General features: G+C 58.6%; 19 protein-coding genes. 8 read left to right on the forward strand and 11 right to left on the reverse strand.

Features of this window, described 5'->3' with window-relative positions; genetic code table 11:
- The first annotated feature begins 7 nt into the window (after positions 1-7).
- The 6 genes from LRS06_RS13985 to LRS06_RS14010 all read left to right on the forward strand — a co-directional run bounded on the left by LRS06_RS13985 (position 8) and on the right by LRS06_RS14010 (position 4,362).
- Complete coding sequence (locus LRS06_RS13985) at positions 8-382, forward strand: hypothetical protein (protein ID WP_257872030.1); 375 nt, start codon at positions 8-10, stop codon at positions 380-382.
- A 33-nt stretch (positions 383-415) separates the two neighbouring features.
- On the forward strand, positions 416-655 hold the full coding sequence (locus tag LRS06_RS13990) for a hypothetical protein (protein ID WP_257872031.1): 240 nt from the start codon (positions 416-418) through the stop codon (positions 653-655).
- 13 nt (positions 656-668) lie between these two features.
- Positions 669-1,076 carry a hypothetical protein gene (locus LRS06_RS13995; protein WP_257872032.1) on the forward strand — a complete coding sequence of 136 codons (408 nt, stop codon included), beginning with the start codon at positions 669-671 and terminating at the stop codon, positions 1,074-1,076.
- Between the two features lie 121 nt (positions 1,077-1,197).
- Positions 1,198-1,437 (forward strand): hypothetical protein, encoded by a 240-nt coding sequence (locus LRS06_RS14000; protein WP_257872033.1) that lies wholly within the window; start codon positions 1,198-1,200, stop codon positions 1,435-1,437.
- A 35-nt stretch (positions 1,438-1,472) separates the two neighbouring features.
- Positions 1,473-1,808: a hypothetical protein gene (locus tag LRS06_RS14005; RefSeq protein WP_257872034.1), complete on the forward strand. Its 336-nt coding sequence runs from the start codon at positions 1,473-1,475 to the stop codon at positions 1,806-1,808.
- 175 nt (positions 1,809-1,983) lie between these two features.
- Positions 1,984-4,362: a transglycosylase domain-containing protein gene (locus LRS06_RS14010; RefSeq protein WP_257872035.1), complete on the forward strand. Its 2,379-nt coding sequence runs from the start codon at positions 1,984-1,986 to the stop codon at positions 4,360-4,362.
- Here the strand turns inward: LRS06_RS14010 and LRS06_RS14015 are convergent, their stop codons facing one another.
- From LRS06_RS14015 to LRS06_RS14030, 4 genes are read right to left on the reverse strand one after another with little or no spacing between them, the layout of a single operon-like run.
- Positions 4,363-5,559 (reverse strand): hypothetical protein, encoded by a 1,197-nt coding sequence (locus LRS06_RS14015; protein WP_257872036.1) that lies wholly within the window; start codon positions 5,557-5,559, stop codon positions 4,363-4,365.
- Positions 5,560-5,597: 38 nt separating this feature from the next.
- Complete coding sequence (locus LRS06_RS14020; RefSeq protein ID WP_257872037.1) at positions 5,598-6,536, reverse strand: TIGR01777 family oxidoreductase; 939 nt, start codon at positions 6,534-6,536, stop codon at positions 5,598-5,600.
- A gap of 60 nt (positions 6,537-6,596) precedes the next feature.
- On the reverse strand, positions 6,597-7,250 hold the full coding sequence (gene folE, locus LRS06_RS14025; protein WP_257872038.1) for a GTP cyclohydrolase I FolE: 654 nt from the start codon (positions 7,248-7,250) through the stop codon (positions 6,597-6,599).
- Positions 7,243-7,650 carry a 6-carboxytetrahydropterin synthase gene (locus LRS06_RS14030; RefSeq protein WP_257872039.1) on the reverse strand — a complete coding sequence of 136 codons (408 nt, stop codon included), beginning with the start codon at positions 7,648-7,650 and terminating at the stop codon, positions 7,243-7,245. Before LRS06_RS14030 ends, folE begins: the two co-directional genes overlap by 8 nt.
- Before the next feature lie 308 nt (positions 7,651-7,958).
- Here LRS06_RS14030 and LRS06_RS14035 point away from each other — a divergent pair, with 308 nt between their 5' ends.
- Positions 7,959-8,633, forward strand: a complete 675-nt coding sequence (locus LRS06_RS14035) for a hypothetical protein (protein ID WP_257872040.1) — start codon at positions 7,959-7,961, stop codon at positions 8,631-8,633.
- 78 nt (positions 8,634-8,711) lie between these two features.
- Here LRS06_RS14035 and LRS06_RS14040 read toward each other — a convergent pair whose 3' ends face one another.
- Both LRS06_RS14040 and LRS06_RS14045 read right to left on the reverse strand, forming a co-directional pair.
- The gene (locus tag LRS06_RS14040) at positions 8,712-9,311 is read right to left on the reverse strand and encodes an inorganic diphosphatase (protein WP_257872041.1); all 600 of its coding nucleotides are present in this window, start codon (positions 9,309-9,311) and stop codon (positions 8,712-8,714) included.
- Positions 9,292-12,279, reverse strand: a complete 2,988-nt coding sequence (locus LRS06_RS14045; RefSeq protein ID WP_257872042.1) for a M1 family metallopeptidase — start codon at positions 12,277-12,279, stop codon at positions 9,292-9,294. The genes LRS06_RS14040 and LRS06_RS14045 overlap by 20 nt, the downstream gene beginning before the upstream one ends.
- 135 nt (positions 12,280-12,414) lie before the next feature.
- Between LRS06_RS14045 and LRS06_RS14050 the strand changes: the two genes are divergently transcribed.
- Positions 12,415-12,783, forward strand: coding sequence for a hypothetical protein (locus LRS06_RS14050; protein WP_257872043.1), 369 nt, complete (start codon positions 12,415-12,417; stop codon positions 12,781-12,783).
- A gap of 143 nt (positions 12,784-12,926) precedes the next feature.
- Here the strand turns inward: LRS06_RS14050 and rplS are convergent, their stop codons facing one another.
- The 5 genes from rplS to LRS06_RS14075 all read right to left on the reverse strand — a co-directional run bounded on the left by rplS (position 12,927) and on the right by LRS06_RS14075 (position 16,529).
- The gene (gene rplS, locus LRS06_RS14055) at positions 12,927-13,307 is read right to left on the reverse strand and encodes a 50S ribosomal protein L19 (RefSeq protein WP_257872044.1); all 381 of its coding nucleotides are present in this window, start codon (positions 13,305-13,307) and stop codon (positions 12,927-12,929) included.
- Positions 13,308-13,479: 172 nt separating this feature from the next.
- Positions 13,480-14,163, reverse strand: a complete 684-nt coding sequence (gene trmD / locus LRS06_RS14060) for a tRNA (guanosine(37)-N1)-methyltransferase TrmD (protein ID WP_257872045.1) — start codon at positions 14,161-14,163, stop codon at positions 13,480-13,482.
- A gap of 75 nt (positions 14,164-14,238) precedes the next feature.
- Positions 14,239-14,844: a ribosome maturation factor RimM gene (rimM, locus tag LRS06_RS14065; RefSeq protein WP_257872046.1), complete on the reverse strand. Its 606-nt coding sequence runs from the start codon at positions 14,842-14,844 to the stop codon at positions 14,239-14,241.
- Between the two features lie 92 nt (positions 14,845-14,936).
- Positions 14,937-15,479 carry a 30S ribosomal protein S16 gene (locus LRS06_RS14070; RefSeq protein WP_257872047.1) on the reverse strand — a complete coding sequence of 181 codons (543 nt, stop codon included), beginning with the start codon at positions 15,477-15,479 and terminating at the stop codon, positions 14,937-14,939.
- A gap of 294 nt (positions 15,480-15,773) precedes the next feature.
- Positions 15,774-16,529 carry an acyl-CoA desaturase gene (locus tag LRS06_RS14075; RefSeq protein WP_257872048.1) on the reverse strand — a complete coding sequence of 252 codons (756 nt, stop codon included), beginning with the start codon at positions 16,527-16,529 and terminating at the stop codon, positions 15,774-15,776.
- Between the last annotated feature and the right edge of the window lie 190 nt (positions 16,530-16,719).

The raw sequence follows: 16,719 nt of genomic DNA on the forward strand, positions 1-16,719 counted from the left end.
AATTGGCATGGAAACGCAGATAGGAATTGATAAAAAAGGGTTTTTAGAATTAGTTTCGAGTGTGGCTTGGGTTTTATTAGCTATTATAATTTATTTAATTATTGTACTTAAAATTAATCAGTACTTTGTAAATGCTATGCCACAATTTGCAGGTGTTGAAGATCCTATAATTATTATAGGTTATTTGCTTGCTTGTTTGATGATATGGAAGAAAGGTGTAAAGCCTGTTATGATTTTTACTTTACACAAAACATCAATATGGTTACATATTTTGATCTGGATTTGGTTGATTTTTATTATTTCATTAGAAATTTTCTTGATCCTATTTGGCTGCATTGGCCTTTCATTATATGCTAATGATACAAGCTGGTATGTCAATTAAAGTATTTATAAAAAACAATTAAGCACTGCTCTCATGCTTCTCCAATTCTCGCTTACGCTTGGCGGCCTGCTCATGTGCGCCGGCGACATTGTGGCCCTGGCCGGCCTGCTCACCTGGCAGCAGCGCGCCCCCGACCCTGGAACCCGCCGCTGGCGCCTGCTGGCGGGCGTGATGCCCCTCAGCACCGTGCTGCTGCTTTTGCTGCTGGGCCTGCTGTTTTCGCTGATGGTGCTTTGGTCGCCGGAAGGTGCCACGATTCTGGCTGACCTTTAACCTGTAGTTTGCTATGGAAATTGTAGAGGAACGAGCGTTGCAGTCCGGCTACCAGCCGCGGCCGGCGGCGCTACCGGCGGCGGGCGAGGCGCTGAGCGTGTTGCTGGCCGTGTGCGCCGTGCTGTGGGTATGGTGGATGCTGCCCGACCTGTGGCCGCTGGCCCACCATCAACTCGTGCGGTTGGTGCATAGCGAGTGGGCTTGGACGCTGCTGCCGCCGCTGGCAAACTGGGTCGTATTTCGGCAGGCTACCAGGCCCGTGTTGCAGGCCCTGTCCCGGGTCTGGCCGGCCGCCAGGCGCAAGTACCGGTTCGTGCTGCTGCTGTGCCTGCTGTTTCATGTGGTGACGCTCTGCGGCTGGCTGCTGTTTATGCTGCTGGGCTTTATGCTCTACTGCGTCGCCGGCGAGCTGAGTTTCTAAGCTGATAGCACATGGTACGGGAGCAAGGCAATCTGTTTTTCAGGTTTTTAAGTATGTATGGCCCCTGCGCGGCGCGGCATTGTGCTCGTCGTTGCGCCCGCGTACTTCCCACCGCTCGATCATGCTTCTGCAACTGTTTCTTTCCCTGCTGGCCCTGTTGGTAGCCATTGGCGATATAGCCGCGCTGGCTATGCTTCTTTCCTGGCAGGAAAGCACCGCCGCCCAGCCCGACCACCGCTACCGCCTGCTAACGACCGTGGTGCCCGGCGTGGGAGCTTTGCTGCTGTTGTTGCTCGGGTTGCTTTTCGGGCTGTTCATCTTATGGTCGCCGGCCGGTGCAGCTTGGGCAGCGCAGGTATAGCGGAGTCATTTTCGTTTTTTTCTTCACTGCCTGCTATGATTCATTTACCGGAAGCTGCTGGCCGGGCCTTGCGCCTGGCACCCGTTGCGCTTTGGTGGGTGCTGGTTGTGCTGGTGTTGGCCATTGGGAGTATCTTGTGGCAGCAGGAGCTGTGGCCCTATACGCCGGCGGCGCTACCTCTCTCTCGCTTTGTGGTGCAGCTCTGTCTCCTGCTGTTGCCTTTGCTGGGCTTCTGGTGGCTTTGGCGACTGGCGGCCGGCATTTCGCACCGGGGCTGGCGGTGGCTGGGCTACGCGGTGGTGCTGGCCTTTACCGGGCTGGCCGTGTTACTGGTAGTATTGGGCTGCGCTGTGTGGGTGTGGTGGGGGTAAGAAAAAGACACCTGGAGGCTTCACCGCCTAAAAGAACTGCGAAGAGGACTGAAACCTGGGCCTGAGGCGCGGCCGTGAATTTGCCCGCTAGGTGTACCGCTTGGCTGGGCCCAAATGGTATATTTGCGTTTCCCGTAGCCGCCAGCTGGCGTGGCTGCCGCCTAATCTGCTTTGCATGCCCGCACCTGACTCGTCGAAATCCACCACTCCTGCCGGTCCGCGCCGGCGCTGGCCCAACGTTCTGACGCGCTTCATCTGGGGCTTTTTCGTGGTGGGCCTGGGCGTATTCCTGCTATATCCCATCCTGGTCAGCATCAACTTCCTATTTCTGTTTGGTAAGTCGCCGAGCCTGGAAGAGCTGGAAAATCCCAAGGTAGAGCAGCCCTCCGAAGTGTTTACTTCCGACGGGGTGATGATTGGCCGCTACTTCCGCGAAAACCGCGCCCCCGTGCCGTTGCATGAAATGTCGCCCTGGCTGGTGAAGGCGCTGGTAGCCACCGAAGACGTGCGCTACTACGAGCACGCCGGCATCGACCCCAAGGCCATTGCCCGGGCCGTATCGGGGGTAGTGACGGGCAACAACGGCGGCGGCGGTTCCACCATCACCCAGCAGCTGGCCAAGAACCTGTATCAGATTCGCCGCGGTGAAAACGTGGGCCTGCTGGGCCACGTGCCGGTGGTGGGCACTATCATCAGCAAAACCAAGGAGTGGCTCACGGCCGTGGAGCTGGAGCGCCGCTACACCAAGGAGGAAATCCTGCGCCTCTACCTCAATACTGTCGATTACGGCTCCCAGTCCTACGGGGTGAAGGTAGCCGCCAAAACCTTCTTCAGCACCACGCCGGCCCAGCTGCGGCCCGAGCAGGCCGCTATGCTCATCGGGGCCGTGAATGCGCCGACTGCCTACAACGCCCGCTTTCACCCCGAGGCCGCCAAGCGCCGCCGCAACCTGGTGCTGGCGCGTATGGGCCAGGCCGGCTACCTGTCCAAAGACAGCGTGCAGCTGCTTCAGGCCCGACCTATTGCCCTGCAGTATCAGGTAGAAAAGCACGTGGATGGCCCCGAAACATACTTTCGGGGGGCCATAAGCCAGTTCGTGAACGACTGGTGTAAAAAGAACGGCTACGACCTGTACCGCGACGGGCTGAAGGTGTACCTCACCATCGACTCGCGGATGCAGGCCCACGCCGAAGACGCCGTGCAGAAGCGCATGAAAGTGCTGCAGCGCTCCTTCGACAACTTCTGGCGCAATCGGGACTCCAACCCCTGGGTGGACGAGGACGGCAAGGAAATTCCGAACTTCATCGAAACCCAGATGAAGCGCACCGACGTGTACAAGGAGCTGGCCGCCCGCTACCCCGGCCGCCCTGACCTGCTCGACTCGGCCCTGCACCGCAAGCGCCCCATCAAAGTATTCACCTGGAAAGGCGACGGAGATACCACGCTGGTGATGTCACCGCTCGATTCGTTGGCGTATTACAAGCACTTCCTGCACGCCGGCATGATGACGATGGACCCCTTCACGGGCCAGGTGAAAGCCTGGGTGGGTGGCCTCGACTACAAGTTCTTCAAGTACGACCACGTAAAGCAGGGCAAGCGCCAGGCGGGCTCCACCTTCAAGCCCTTCGTGTACCTCACGGCCATCGACAATGGCTACACGCCCTGCGACCGGATCCGGGACCAGCGCGTGACCATCAACTACGTGGAAGACGGCAAGCCCATGGAGTGGAAGCCCGATAACGTGACCCGTGAGTATACCGGCATAAACATGACCTTGCGGCACGCCATGGCTCGCTCAGTGAACTCCGTGACAGCCCAGCTCACGGAGCTGGTGGGCTGGGACAACGTGGCCAAATACGCGCACAAAGTGGGCATCAAGAGCAAGCTGCTGGCGGTGCCCAGCATCGGTTTGGGCTCGGCCGGCGACGTGAGCGTGTACGAGATGGTGAATGCCTACGGCACCTTCGTCAACCAGGGTTTCCGCACCGAGCCTATGTTCGTCACGCGCATTGAAGACCGCAACGGTAACGTCATCAAGCAGTTTGACCCCCAGCAGAAGCGCGTGATTTCGCCCGAAACGGCCTGGCTGATGCTGTACATGCTGCGCGGCGGCATGGACGAGCCCGGTGGTACCTCGCAGGCGCTGTGGGAGTACGAGCTGTGGAAAAAGGACAACCAGATCGGGGGCAAAACCGGCACCACCTCCAACTACTCCGACGGCTGGTACATGGGCGTGACCAAGGACCTGGTGACGGGCGTGTGGGTGGGCGGCGAAGACCGCAGCATCCACTTCTTCCGTACTCAGCAGGGTGAGGGCGGCCGCATGGCCCTGCCCATCTTCGGCACCTACATGGAGAAGCTGTACCAGGACAAAAACCTGGACATTACCATGGGCCCCTTCCCAAAGCCCACGGTCAAAATCAACAAGAAGTACGTGTGCTACACCGAGGAGCCGCGCCGCCGCCGCGAAGCCGTAGCCATCGACACCATTGCGGCCGACAACCTGCTGGAGCAAATCAACAGCGGCGCCATTGCCGTGCCGGATAGCCTTTGATTAAACAGTTGTGGGTCGGCGGCCCAAGCGGCGCATAATCCAGTAGAGTACCAAGGCCAACGCTGACGAAACCAGGTGAAAGTTGAGACGCCAGTTAGTGTCATTCGTAATCGTTCGGTTGTTTTCCAACGCATTGCTCCAGGCAATGAACGCATCCGCAATAGGGAGCTGCCCGAAAACGTACCGCTTCTGGCAGCGGATTTGAAACGGCATTCCAAATGCTTCAATGCTATTGCGCAGCCCTACGGCCGTAGTAGTGTCGCCGTAGCGCTGCATGGTGCGGCGGCCCACAATGGATGCCGCCCCCCCAATACCCAGGATAACCGGGCCGGAGTCAATATCGGCTACATCCGCACTATCGTTGGCGGCTTCGCGGATGCCTGGTAAGCCGAAGCGGGACGTCAAAAAATGCTGGCGGTAGCGGTTGAAGTGCTGCCGGGCATATACCGAGTCAATTTCGATCAGGAAGTTGAGCAGCTGGCTTTGGGAAGAGCCCCGCGCGGCCTGCAGCACGTGCCCGGTTTGGGCATCAGCCGCATGCGGAATCATACCCAAAGAATCCAGATGGGTGTTGGCTGCGGAGAGCCACTGCCGCAGCTCCGGCTGGTACTGGGCCGCAAACAGCCGGTCGTGCCCGGCTAGGGCTGCTACGCATACAACAGCATCGGCGGGCCAGGCGGCGCCACGGTACGTTTCCAGGTAAGGGCTGGGATGTTGCCGGAGGGCCCGGGCAATAAGCGCACAACGGCTACGGTAACGGGCGGCCACGTCGGGCGGGCGCTGGGCCGGCGGCTGCACCGCCAGGTAGCGTCCTTCCAGGTACGTCAGCCACCCCTGATAAAAGGCGCCATAGGGCAGGGGCAAGTCCTCATCAAAGATCAGCCGCGCGGAAGGGGAGTCAATTTCGTCAATGGACCAGGCCGCCTCAGTCAGCGCCCATTGTTTCACAGGGCTGGACTGAGGAAGGTGCACCGTCAGATCCAGGCAAGAGAGGCTATACAGCGCGTGTAGATAAACGAAGCCTTCAGGGTACAATTGCTGCATATCGGCTGGGGCACCGTTGTGCATGCGCACCTGCAAAAACCGCAGCTGGTTGAGCACGTCCTCGTTGACGATACCACCGGATACGTGCGTCAGTCTGGGCTGGTAGTGCAGCCGGTAGTTGAAATAAGCAAGACAAAAAAGCAGACACCCCAAAAGAAACCGTGCGAGTGTCCGCATTATTTCCGCTTGGCTTACAGCTCTTCCCCGTAGAAAGACTCCAGCGCCGTCTTCAGCTCCGGGTATTCAAACTTGAAGCCTTCCTGCAGCACTTTTTCGGCGCTTACCCGCTGGGAGGCCAGCACGATGTCGCTCATCTCGCCCATCATCAGCTTCAGGCCAAACTCCGGCACTTTGGGCAGCACCAGCGGGCGGTGTAGCACCCCAGCCAGCGTTTCGGTGAAGGTCTGGTTGGTGACGGGGTTGGGCGCCACGGCGTTGTAGATGCCCTGCCACTGCGGCTGCTCCAGCATCTGCATCAGCAGGCGGCATAAGTCATCCAGGTGGATCCAGGACATATACTGGCGGCCTGAGCCCAGGGGGGCGCCGGCCATCATTTTTACGGTGCGGGCCAGGGGCACCAGCGCCCCGCCCTCCGTGCTCAGTACAATTCCCACCCGCGGAATAATGGTGCGCACGCCCTGCTCCTGAGCCGCCAGCGCCGCCGCTTCCCAGCGCCTCGATACATCGGCCAGAAAGTCGTTGGCCGGGGCCGGGGGCGTTTCTTCCGTTACCAGTCGGTTGCCGGCGTCGCCGTAGATGCCAATGGCCGACACCGACAGAAAGGCGCGCACGTGGTGCGGCCGCTCCCGCAGCTCCCGCACCAGCAGGTTGGTGCCGCCCAGGCGGCTGTCCAGGATTTCGCGCTTGCGCTCCTCCGTCCATTTGCCTTCCGAAACGCTGGAGCCGGCCAGGTTTATGATATAGTCGGCGTAGGGCACGGCGGCCTCGTCGATGGTGCGGGCGCGCAAATCCCAGCGGAAACGCCGATAGTGCGTGGGCCCGGACTGGCGGCTGACGTGGGCCACGTCGTAGCCGGCATCAATGAGCATTTCGCTGAGGCGGGTGCCTATCAGACCGGTGCCGCCGGCAATCAGAACTTTACGGGCCGCTTCCTGCGCGTGGGGTGCCATGAACGAACGGGGTGGGAAAATTGGGCGCGCAAGCTACAACCAAAAACGGCAACCGCGCCGTTACCGGCCTATCAGCCGCAGAAACTCAGCGCGATACTGCTCGCTCTGAGCAAACCGGCCGCCGTATTCCGCCGTGATGGTGCTGCTGCTCGTGTCGTTCACGCCGCGGCTCATCACGCACAGGTGGTCGGCCTCGATGAGTACGGCCACGTCCTCGGTATGCAGGCTGCGCTTCAGCTCTTCGGCAATCTGGCGGGTGAGGCGCTCCTGCACCTGGGGCCGCCGGGCGTAGTACTGCACCACGCGGTTGAGCTTCGACAGTCCCACCACATTTTCGCCGGGCAGGTAGGCCACGTGCGCTTTGCCAATGATAGGCACGAAGTGATGCTCGCAGCAGGAAAACAGCGTGATGTCGCGCTCCACCAACATATTGTGGTACTGGTAGCGGTTCTCAAACAACTTCATGGCCGGCTGGTGCTCGGGGTTCAGGCCCCGAAACCACTCCTGCACGTACATTTTGGCTACCCGGCGCGGCGTACCGCTCAGGCTGTCATCAGTGAGGTCGAGGCCCAGCAGCTCCATAATGGCGCGAAAGTGGGGCTCGATGCCCGCAATTTTCTCGTCATCCGACAAGGCAAAGGCATCTGGGCGCAGGGGAGTGCGCAGGTCAGCGGGGAGGTGCAAATCGGCAGCGCCAGGCGCAGGGTTATCCATGGTATTCTACAAAATTACGCTCCGTCTCATAGAGCGTCACCGACAGCTCCAGCTCGGCCGCAAGGTGAGGCCGCAGCCGGCGCCAGATAACGACGGCCATGTTCTCAGCCGTGGGGTTGAGCTGGCGGAAGTCCTCGGTGTCCAGGTTCAGGTTTCGGTGGTCAAAGGTATCCAGAATCTCGCGCTTGATGAGGAGGCTCAGCCGCTTCATATCGTACACGTAGCCCGTATCGGGGTCGATGCCGCCCGTGAGCCGTACCACCAGCTCGTAGTTGTGGCCATGGTAGTTGGCATTGGCGCAGGGGCCGAACACGTCGGCGTTTTCTTCCGCCGACCACGCCGGGTTGTGCAGGCGGTGGGCGGCGTTGAAGTGCTCTTTGCGGCAAACAGTTACCTTCATATGGGCCAATAAACCGGTTTGCCGCCAAAAAGTTTAGTGCAAATAGGAGATAATGCGCTACGTATATTAAAAAATCCGCAGATTTACGGCTTGTTTGTTGTATTTACGCAATATGCTATTGTGATTATATAACAAAAGAATGCTACTCAAAAAAAACGGCAGGCGGTGCACGGTTTTTGGGTTTGAGCTAGTTAAATTTGGTGAGTTGCTTTTCCCTCCTTAGAGGCTCACACCACCCTATTGCATTTTCTTAACATTCAACCACTTTCACTTCTATGAAACCAGGCGTACTCTTAACCCTGCTGTTGATGTTCGTTTTGACGGTGACTGGCTACGCGCAGAAGTCACCCGTGGATGAAACAGACATGGCCATCAAAGGTATTCCGCGCAAGGGCCAGCGCGTAACCATCCAGCTCGACAGTAAGCGGGTGGAGGAATCCTGGTTCAAATGGATCAGCGAAAAAGTTGGCAAAGTGAAGGCCGATAAAGGCGTCTACACCATGGATGGCGTCGTAGTAGAAGCCATTTCGAAGACGCCTATCCGCATCATCAGCAAAGTAGATGCAACGCCTACCGGTACCTCCGTATGGTGGTCTATTGACCTGGGCAACGCTTACCTGAGCAAGGATGCTACCCCCGTACAGTGGAAAGCCGGCGAAAACTACCTGAAGGATTTTGCCCGCATGCTCTACCGCGAAGACCTGGCCCTGCAGGTAGCTGAAGCCGAAAAGGCCCTCGTAGCTTCGCAGAACAACCACGTGACGGTGATTCAGAAGGCCGATGCCATCAAAAAGGACATCGAGAAAAACAAAGCCAAGAAGCTAGAAATTCAGCAGCAGCTGGTGCAGAACGCCACCGAGCTGCAGCAGTACAACAACCAGATCGACATGAATCTGAAAGAGCAGGAAGCTGCCCGCGCCGACATTGTGAACATGCGCGTGGCCCTCGAAGCTGTGAAGGAGCGCATGAACAAGATTGAGTAGTTGCTACTTCTTCTGTCTGCAAAAAGCCCCGCTGGTACACCAGCGGGGCTTTTTATTTTGATAGGACTTTGCGGCAAGCTACCGGGCCTGCCGGATGGCCTGTTCCGCTGCCTGCTCATCTTTCCAGCTTACAATGCGGATTTCGCCGGGGCGGCCCTGGTGCTGGTACCACTGCCCGATGGTAGTCCGGATGCCGGAGTACTTATCCAATAAGCCCTGCCAAGTGGTAATGCCCGGCAGAATCTGCTGGCTGGGGCGCGCCGGCACCGTCAGGACGATCTGGCGCAGCTGGCCGGCATCGTCGAGCGTGAGCAGAGCCAGCGGCAGCACTTCCAGCACGGTGCCCGGCGGCTGGGTTTCGGCCAGCACCAGCGTGGGTAGTGGCCCGCCCGCTTCGCCGGCCTGGGTGCCGGGAATAAAACCCTGGTTGCCGGGGCAGGGCAGGTAGTCCACTACCTGGGCCAGACCTGCCCGCTGCACCGGCTCGAATTGACTGGTTTCCGAGTTGTAGGCCTGCAAGTGGTTGGTGCCGGCCGGTACTTCCACTACCATCTGCAGAAGCCGGCGCTCCGCTGAATATGTAGGCAGGGAAGTATAGTCAGTGCCGCAGCTGCTGGCCCCGCCCACGAGCAGCGCCAGCAGCGCGGAGGCTAGCCGATTATTGTGCCAGCTGTTCATCCAGAAGGCGGAAAGGGTTCAGCTTGTCGAGGCGAAACACAAAGCGCAGGTTGTCGGTGAAGTCTTTGCGGCTGCTGGGCAGCCCGTTGCTGTACTGCGAGCCGGCCACGGGCACGTAGAATTGAAAGACACCGCCGGGAATAATGGGGACAATCAGCCCTGCGTCGTAGAACAGGCGGCGCTGGCGGCCGTCTTCCAGCAGCACTTTGTGGCTGGTAGCGCCAAAGTCAGCAAACACCTTGAGGCTGGTGACGGGCAGGTCGCCCTGTAGATTGAGCGTGCTCAGCCACTTAGAGCTGGTTACCGGCAGGTAGGCTTTGAAGGCGCCATCCCGGTCGTCGGTCTGGTGACGCTGGGCGGCCAGGACCGGTGAAATCTGCTGGCGGTCCAGGAAAGCGGTTTGGTAGCGGTAGTCGGGGCTGCCGCTTAAACCCAGCACGTACGCTTGCATGGGGTCGGTAGCGGCCACGTTCGAGAGAAAGCGCCCCCCAAACAGCCGGACCGATACGCTTTTGCGGGCATTGTAGAACCGCTGATACGTGCCTGCAGCCCGCAGGAGGCGCGCTTCCGCCTGACTGATAACCAGGCCGGGCTTGGGCGTGAGTTGGTTGAATTCAACGTAGCCCGTCCACTTTTGCAGAGCATTGCCGCCGCGCACGTGGTACTCCACCGTCTGGATGCTGCTGGTCTGATCGAGGTCCTGCTGGTGGATGGAGGCCGTGGCCAGCTTGAGGGTGTGCTGGGGCCGGTCGTAGGCGGAGAAGGGCAGGTTGAAGGTGATGCTAGGCTCCACCTTGCGGTACCGCTCAAAGCGCTGCACTAGCACGCCCGTCACAATGCGGCGGGCATATTTGTCGGGCAGCACGTTCACGTTCACATCAGCAATGCCGTTCAGCTCTTTCTGGTTGAAGCTGTACATGGGCATCAGCACGTAGCTCAAACGCTGCAGCACCAGCGGGCTGCTGTAGAACGCGGCCCCGAGCATAAACTTATCGGATGTGTTGGCCCCGATAACCGGCGTGAAGTTGACGACGGCCCGGTCCCAGCGCTGCACCGGCGCAAACAGGCCCTGCAGGCGGAACGGCTCCACGCGGCGGAAGCTGCCGCTGGTTTTCAGCCGGTCGTCGCGGCGGTTCAGCTCAGTTGTCACGTAGTTGGCATCCACTACCACTGCGCTTACGCCTTCGCGGCGGAAGTTGAGCTGGGCAGCTTCGTCTTCCTCCGTGATACCCAGCACCGGCGACCAGAGCGTTTCCAGCACCTTGCCTTGAGCGTCGAGGGTAGAAACCGGCACGGCATACGGGGCGGGCGAGTCGTTGCGCACCAGCACCTTCACGGTGTCAGAAACTTCCACGTCGTCAATCGTGGCATCGTAGCGCACGCGCTTGCCCAGCATATCCTGGAAAAACCAGCCCAACTTCTGACCGGTGCTTTCCTCGAAGGAAGCCTGCAGATCCTCGGGGTAGGGGTGGCGGAACTTCCACCGCTCGAAGTAGGCGTGCATGGCGGCGTCAAACTTTTCCTGCCCCAGGTAATTTTCGAGGTAGTTGAACAGCGCCGCCGTTTTGCTGTACACGATAAACGGATAGTTCACCAGGCCATACTCGGCTGAGGCAACGCCGTGCACGGGCTGGTCGAGGCCGCGGGTGGCCTGGCTCTGGTACGTGGCCTGCTCCAGCGCATAAGCCGAAAGCCCATCCAGGTTGAACCTGGAGGCCAATGGCTTGATGCGAGTAATAACGCCCGTTTGCAGGGAGCCGGCCGAGTTGTTGATCAACGCTACCCGGTTGTCCACGTAGGAGTTCAGGCCTTCGTCCAGCCACGGATAGTCCCGCTCGTTGGAGCCCAGAATGCCGTAAAACCAGTTATGACCTACTTCGTGGGAAATGGCGCTGGGCTCAGTCACGGTTACCATAGGGTATTCCATGCCAGAGCCGGCACTCAGGGCGCCGTCTACGGCCGTGGCTGAGGCGTACGGATACTCGCCTACCCACTTCGAGTAGTATGTGAGGGCATCGTTGAGGTGCTGAAGACCTTCAATCCAGCGGCTGGCTTGCTTGTTGGTGAACAGCACCCAGGAGGTTACCTGGCGGCCGGATGGCAGCGTGACGCCGCTTTTAAGCACGTTGAAGCGCTTATCAGCAAACCAGGCAAAGTCGTGTACCTGGTCCTGCACGTAGCGCAGTGTTTTGGTTTCCGGAGCCGAGGCCGGGAAGGAAAGGTCGTTGCCGAAGTCTTCTGCGGTTTTCTTGGCCGCCCCAGCCGTGGCCAGCTGTTCCATTCGCTGCTGCTCCTCGGGATTCTGCAGTTGGCCGGTAGCGCCCACCACGTAGTTGGCCGGCAGCGTAATGCGCACGTCAAACGAGCCAAACTCGGAGTAGAACTCACCCTGGTTCAGGTAGGGCATCGGGTGCCAGCCGCGCTGGTCGAGCACTGCCGGCTTGGGGTACCACTGCGTAATCTGGTACGACTGGCCCACGTGGCCCAGGCGCGAAAAGGAGGCCGGCAGCTTCACGTGAAAAGGCGTGCTGATGGTAGCCGTAGCGCCTGGCGCCAGTGGCTGGGGTAGCACCAGCTTGGCCACGTCGGGGTTTTGTGGGTCGTATTCCAGCCGGGCCGTTTCGCCATTTACCTTGAAGTCGAGCTGGTCAATAAAGCCCCGGTCGGTGGCGGAAGCAAACTGAAACTTCCGGTCGTTGTTGCGCAACTGCTGCTTGGCGAAGGCCGTGGTATTGTCGCGGTAAGCGTTGGGCCACAGATGAAACCAGATGAACGGCAGCGTTTCGGGCGAGTTGTTGGTGTAGCGCAACTCTTCGCGGCCCGTCAGCTCGTGGCGCACGTCGTCGAGCGTCACATCAATGGAGTAGTTTACCTGCTGCTGCCAGGAGGCCGGCGGCGTAGTGGGCGTTTGGGCAGCCGCTGCCAGGGGCAGAAGCGCCAGCCAGCAGCCCGCCAGAAATTTTTTCATACCAGAATACCAGAAAAGAGATGCACGAAAGTACGTGGATGCCCTGAAAATGTGACAGACAACCTTTGCGGGAGCGAGGCCGTTTGCACAAGCTCAACATCCACTACTGCCCCCGGCGGTACATCTTTTCCGACTATGTCTTTTCATAAACTGCCCAAAGACGACACCCAGCACCAAAACCACCTCGACGGCGCCATCAAGCTACTCGGCCTCGACCTGCAGGAAGAAACCGAAAAGGCTGGCCTCGACAACCACCTGCAACGCTGGATTGAAGACCTTAAGGACGAAAACAACCCCGAGTTGCACCAGCTGGTTATCGACCTGCAGGAGTTGAAAGCTCACTTCAACGGCGGCGGTTTCGACAAGGATTTGGTAGGTACGCTACTGGCCCGCCTCGGTGAGAATACCTCGAAAGCTGCCGTTTTTGCCGAAAACCCCAACACGGCAGAGCGCATTAGCAAGCTTGGCGAGTCCCTAACGGCCGCCGCTGGCCAGCTGAAGTAAGCAGCTAACCTTTAACAGATAAAAAGCCCCGCTTTCCAGATTGGAGAGCGGGGCTTTTTATAGTCAGTAGGTTTGCCGGAAAATAACAACGACCGGCTTCTTGGGGAAGCCGGTCGTTGCACATAGAGCAGATGCCCGATAGATTAAGCCTTTACTTTCTCTACCACGTTCAGGCGACGCTCTTTGATACGAGCAGCTTTGCCCGACAGACCGCGCAGGTAGAACAGACGGGCGCGACGTACTTTACCACGACGAATCACCTCGATCTTGTCGATGTTGGGCGACAACAGGGGGAAGATACGCTCTGTGCCAATTTGGTTGGAAATCTTGCGAACGGTGAAGGTTTCGCCGTTCGAGCTGGGGTTCCGGCGCTGGATAACCACGCCCTGGAACTGCTGAACACGCTCTTTGTTGCCCTCACGGATTTTTACGTGCACGTTGATGGTGTCACCGGCGGCAAACTTGGGGAAGCTGGCGCGGCGCTCCTGGGATTCCGAATTGATGAAGTCGAGAAGTACGCTCATGGCTGGAAAACTGTAAAAGGCGGCCGCGCCGCCGAAGTAGGTTCTATTAAGGAGGCGCAAATATAGCGGTCTGTTTTCAAATTGTGAAATGGTGAGCTAGTGAAATGGTGAGTTTCTTGTTCTGCGTGCGGCAGTTACGCCCTTTAAACAGCCGATTCACCATTTTACCACTTCACAATTTCTCCTCCAGCAGATCGGGGCGGCGCTGGCGGGTGCGCTCCAGGGCCTGCTCGTGGCGCCACTCCTCTATTTTGGGCGTGTTGCCGGAAAGCAGAATGGCGGGTACTTCCTGCCCGCGCCACTCTGCCGGGCGGGTGTACACGGGTGGAGCCAGCAGGTTGTCCTGAAATGAGTCACTCAGCGCCGACTCCTCATTGCCCAGCACGCCCGGCAGCAGCCGCACAATAGTATCGACCAGCACGGCCGCGCCCAACTCACCCCCGCTCAGCACGTAGTCGCCAATGCTGATTTCGTGGGTGATGTAAGCCTTTCGGATCCGCTCGTCTACGCCCTTGTAGTGGCCACAGAGAATAAGCAGGTTACCGGCCAGGGAAAGCCGGTTGGCCAGGGGCTGGCGCAGCGTTTCGCCATCGGGCGTCATATAAATCACGGCGTCGTAGGCCCGCTGGGCCAGCAGCTCGTCAAAGCACGCGGCAATGGGCTCTACGCGTAGTACCATGCCGGCCCCGCCCCCAAACACGTAGTCATCAATCTGGCCGTGCTTGTTGATAGCGTGCTGGCGCAGCTGATGCAGATGAATTTCGGCCAGACCTTTTTCCTGAGCCCTTTTTACGATGGAGTGCGCAAACGGGCTTTCCAGCAGCTCGGGCTGGCAGGTAACAATATCGATGCGCATAATGGGTGAGATTTTAGCCGTGGGCTATCAGCAAGCCTTTCTTGAACGTCATGCTCAGCGGAGTAGCCAGCCGCTTTATTTCCCTGTTTCCAGCTCGGGGCCGTCGAATTCGTCGGGCTCGTCCCGCTCGCGGGAGGGCGGCGTGAGGTACACGTCGAGGAGGCCGGCCGGCAGTTTTACGTGCAGCGTGCGGGTGGCCTGGTCGGCGTGCGAAATCAGCTCATCGGCAACCGGAATCAGCACCTCCTGGCCCTGGTAGCGCATGGACAGTACATCCTGCTGGGGCAGTTCGTAGAAGGTTTCCACGGTGCCCAGCTCGCCCAGCTCCTCATCGATTACGGTGAAGCCGATGACATCGTGAAAGTAGAATTGATCTGCTGCCAGGGCGGGCAGCTCAGCCAGGGGGCGCCACAGCTTGGCGTTGCGCAGCGGCTCGGCGTCCTCAATCCGGTCGATGCCCTGGAACTTGACCAGCGCCCGGGCTTCCGACTGCGGCGTGAGTTTCTCGATGGCGTAGGGCGTAAGCTTGCCGGGTGCCGTGGGCAGTTCCAGCAGCACCGATTTCACCTTGCGGTAGGCATCCAGGTCGTCCACATCAAGGGCAGCCACCACGAAGCCTTTCAGGCCGTGGGGTTTCACTATCGAGCCCAGCTCGTAGCAGTCATCAAGGGTAAGGCTCATGGCGAAGGGTAAAGAGAAACGAAAAGAGGTGATGAGAAAGAAAAACGGCGGACCGTTCAGCTTCTCATCACCTCCTACGAAAGGCCTGTAGCTTAAGCGCCGGCTTCCTCAGTGGTTTCAGCCGTAGCTTCGGCCGTTTCGCCTTCGGCAGCAGCCGGAGCGGCGGCGGCCAGGGCAGCAGCCTGCTTGGCACGCTGGGCTTCGGCGCGGGCTTCTTTCACTTTGGTTTCAGCGGCCAGACGAGTTTTGCGAGCTTCGTCTTTAGCAGTGCCCAGGGTAGTGCGCTTGCCTTCGATTTTGGCGTCTTTCTGCTCTTTCCAGTCGGTGAAGCGCTGGTCGGCTACATCCTGCGAAATAGCGCCTTTGATTACGCCCAGCTGCAGGTGCTTGCGGTAAAGCACGCCGCGGTAAGAGAGCATAGCACGTACCGTATCGGTAGGCTCAGCACCTTTCATAATCCAGTCGAATGCCTTTTCGCCATCGAAGTTGATGGAAGCGGGGTTCGTGTTGGGGTCGTAGGTGCCGATTTTCTCGATGAAGCGGCCGTCGCGGGGCGAGCGGGAGTCAGCAACAACGATGTCGAACTGTGCGGCCTTCTTGCGGCCACGACGGGCGAGGCGGATTTTAACTGCCATAAACCGGTTTGGTTAAGCGACGCATCCCGTGCGTCTGGTTGAAAATGAGGTGCAAAGGTAAGGAAAATAATGTGCGAATGTGGAAGAATATGAATAATGTGCTGATGATTACCGTGTAAAATGAATTTGCCTATTACCTCGAGGCGTGAGGCCAAGCAACCTGACCCCGTGAAATACGCGGTACGCTCGTAAGTGAAAAGCCCTTAACCGTATTCAACGATTAAGGGCTTTCTACTATCAAAACATGGGCGCAGAAGGCAGACTGCTTCGCGTTGCTTGCAATGATAATGCGGGCTAGGCGGCCATGTTCACGGGCTCCTGCCACTTGCGTTTTACTTTCACCACGCCCACTTTATCCATCGTCCAGATGAACATATAGGTTGGGTCGAACTCCCACCATTTCACGCCGAAGTTGACGCGCATGGGCAGCTTGTGGTGGTTGTTCTGGAACAGCTCCCCGAAAGCCAGGAAATCCAGAGCCAGCGTGTTTTTGCTGTGGTCGTGGTTGTCGAAGTTCTGGTAGCCATACTTGTGGCCGCCCCAGTTCACGATGGCGCCGTGGATGGGGCCCATCAGGAAGTGAATGGGCAGCAGCAGGTACTGCCACCAAGCCGTGGCAAACTGGATATAGAACAGCACGTAGAGCGTGCCCCAGCCAAGGCGCGAGTACCACTTGTCGCCGAAGTCCTCAATGGCCTGCCACTCGGGGTAGTCGCCCTCAAACCGTTCGGCCGCGGCGTAGTTGCGGTTCAGCACATCGTTGTAGATGTTCTTGGTCTTCCACATCATCGAAAAGGCATTCGACGAGAACAGCGGCGAGTGTGGGTCCATCTCCGTATCGGAGTAGGCGTGGTGCATGCGGTGTAGCAGCGCGTAGGCCCGGGGCGAGAGGAAGGACGAGCCCTGGCAGATATACGTGAACAGGAAGAAAAACTTCTCCCAGAACTTGTTCATCGTGAACATCTTGTGTGCCGCGTATCGGTGCAGGTAGAACGTCTGCGTGAACAGCGACAGGTAATAGTGGGCAACGAAAAAGATGAGTATTGGCATGGGCCAGCAAATGAGGTGTGCGAAGGCGTAGTTGGGCAAGCTGCTACCCGGCGTAAACCCCTAAACGGGGCTTTCGTTCAAAAACATCTGCAAAACTATAGCCACGGCCAGCCAGCGCCATACAAAGCGCTTAAAAGGCCAAAATCTTATTCAAGTGCAACAGCTGATCTAAGTGCCAGAGAAATTACCT

Source organism: Hymenobacter sp. J193 (assembly GCF_024700075.1).
GTDB lineage: Bacteria > Bacteroidota > Bacteroidia > Cytophagales > Hymenobacteraceae > Hymenobacter.

What these genes read in the sequence shown, in the direction of transcription:
- LRS06_RS13985 (WP_257872030.1), top strand. Translation starts at nt 8, where the DNA reads ATGGAAACGCAGATAGGAATTGATAAAAAAGGGTTTTTAGAATTAGTT.
- LRS06_RS13990 (WP_257872031.1), top strand. Translation starts at nt 416, where the DNA reads ATGCTTCTCCAATTCTCGCTTACGCTTGGCGGCCTGCTCATGTGCGCC.
- LRS06_RS13995 (WP_257872032.1), top strand. Translation starts at nt 669, where the DNA reads ATGGAAATTGTAGAGGAACGAGCGTTGCAGTCCGGCTACCAGCCGCGG.
- LRS06_RS14000 (WP_257872033.1), top strand. Translation starts at nt 1,198, where the DNA reads ATGCTTCTGCAACTGTTTCTTTCCCTGCTGGCCCTGTTGGTAGCCATT.
- LRS06_RS14005 (WP_257872034.1), top strand. Translation starts at nt 1,473, where the DNA reads ATGATTCATTTACCGGAAGCTGCTGGCCGGGCCTTGCGCCTGGCACCC.
- LRS06_RS14010 (WP_257872035.1), top strand. Translation starts at nt 1,984, where the DNA reads ATGCCCGCACCTGACTCGTCGAAATCCACCACTCCTGCCGGTCCGCGC.
- LRS06_RS14020 (WP_257872037.1), bottom strand. Translation starts at nt 6,536, where the DNA reads ATGGCACCCCACGCGCAGGAAGCGGCCCGTAAAGTTCTGATTGCCGGC.
- folE (WP_257872038.1), bottom strand. Translation starts at nt 7,250, where the DNA reads ATGGATAACCCTGCGCCTGGCGCTGCCGATTTGCACCTCCCCGCTGAC.
- LRS06_RS14030 (WP_257872039.1), bottom strand. Translation starts at nt 7,650, where the DNA reads ATGAAGGTAACTGTTTGCCGCAAAGAGCACTTCAACGCCGCCCACCGC.
- LRS06_RS14035 (WP_257872040.1), top strand. Translation starts at nt 7,959, where the DNA reads ATGTTCGTTTTGACGGTGACTGGCTACGCGCAGAAGTCACCCGTGGAT.
- LRS06_RS14040 (WP_257872041.1), bottom strand. Translation starts at nt 9,311, where the DNA reads ATGAACAGCTGGCACAATAATCGGCTAGCCTCCGCGCTGCTGGCGCTG.
- LRS06_RS14045 (WP_257872042.1), bottom strand. Translation starts at nt 12,279, where the DNA reads ATGAAAAAATTTCTGGCGGGCTGCTGGCTGGCGCTTCTGCCCCTGGCA.
- LRS06_RS14050 (WP_257872043.1), top strand. Translation starts at nt 12,415, where the DNA reads ATGTCTTTTCATAAACTGCCCAAAGACGACACCCAGCACCAAAACCAC.
- rplS (WP_257872044.1), bottom strand. Translation starts at nt 13,307, where the DNA reads ATGAGCGTACTTCTCGACTTCATCAATTCGGAATCCCAGGAGCGCCGC.
- trmD (WP_257872045.1), bottom strand. Translation starts at nt 14,163, where the DNA reads ATGCGCATCGATATTGTTACCTGCCAGCCCGAGCTGCTGGAAAGCCCG.
- rimM (WP_257872046.1), bottom strand. Translation starts at nt 14,844, where the DNA reads ATGAGCCTTACCCTTGATGACTGCTACGAGCTGGGCTCGATAGTGAAA.
- LRS06_RS14070 (WP_257872047.1), bottom strand. Translation starts at nt 15,479, where the DNA reads ATGGCAGTTAAAATCCGCCTCGCCCGTCGTGGCCGCAAGAAGGCCGCA.
- LRS06_RS14075 (WP_257872048.1), bottom strand. Translation starts at nt 16,529, where the DNA reads ATGCCAATACTCATCTTTTTCGTTGCCCACTATTACCTGTCGCTGTTC.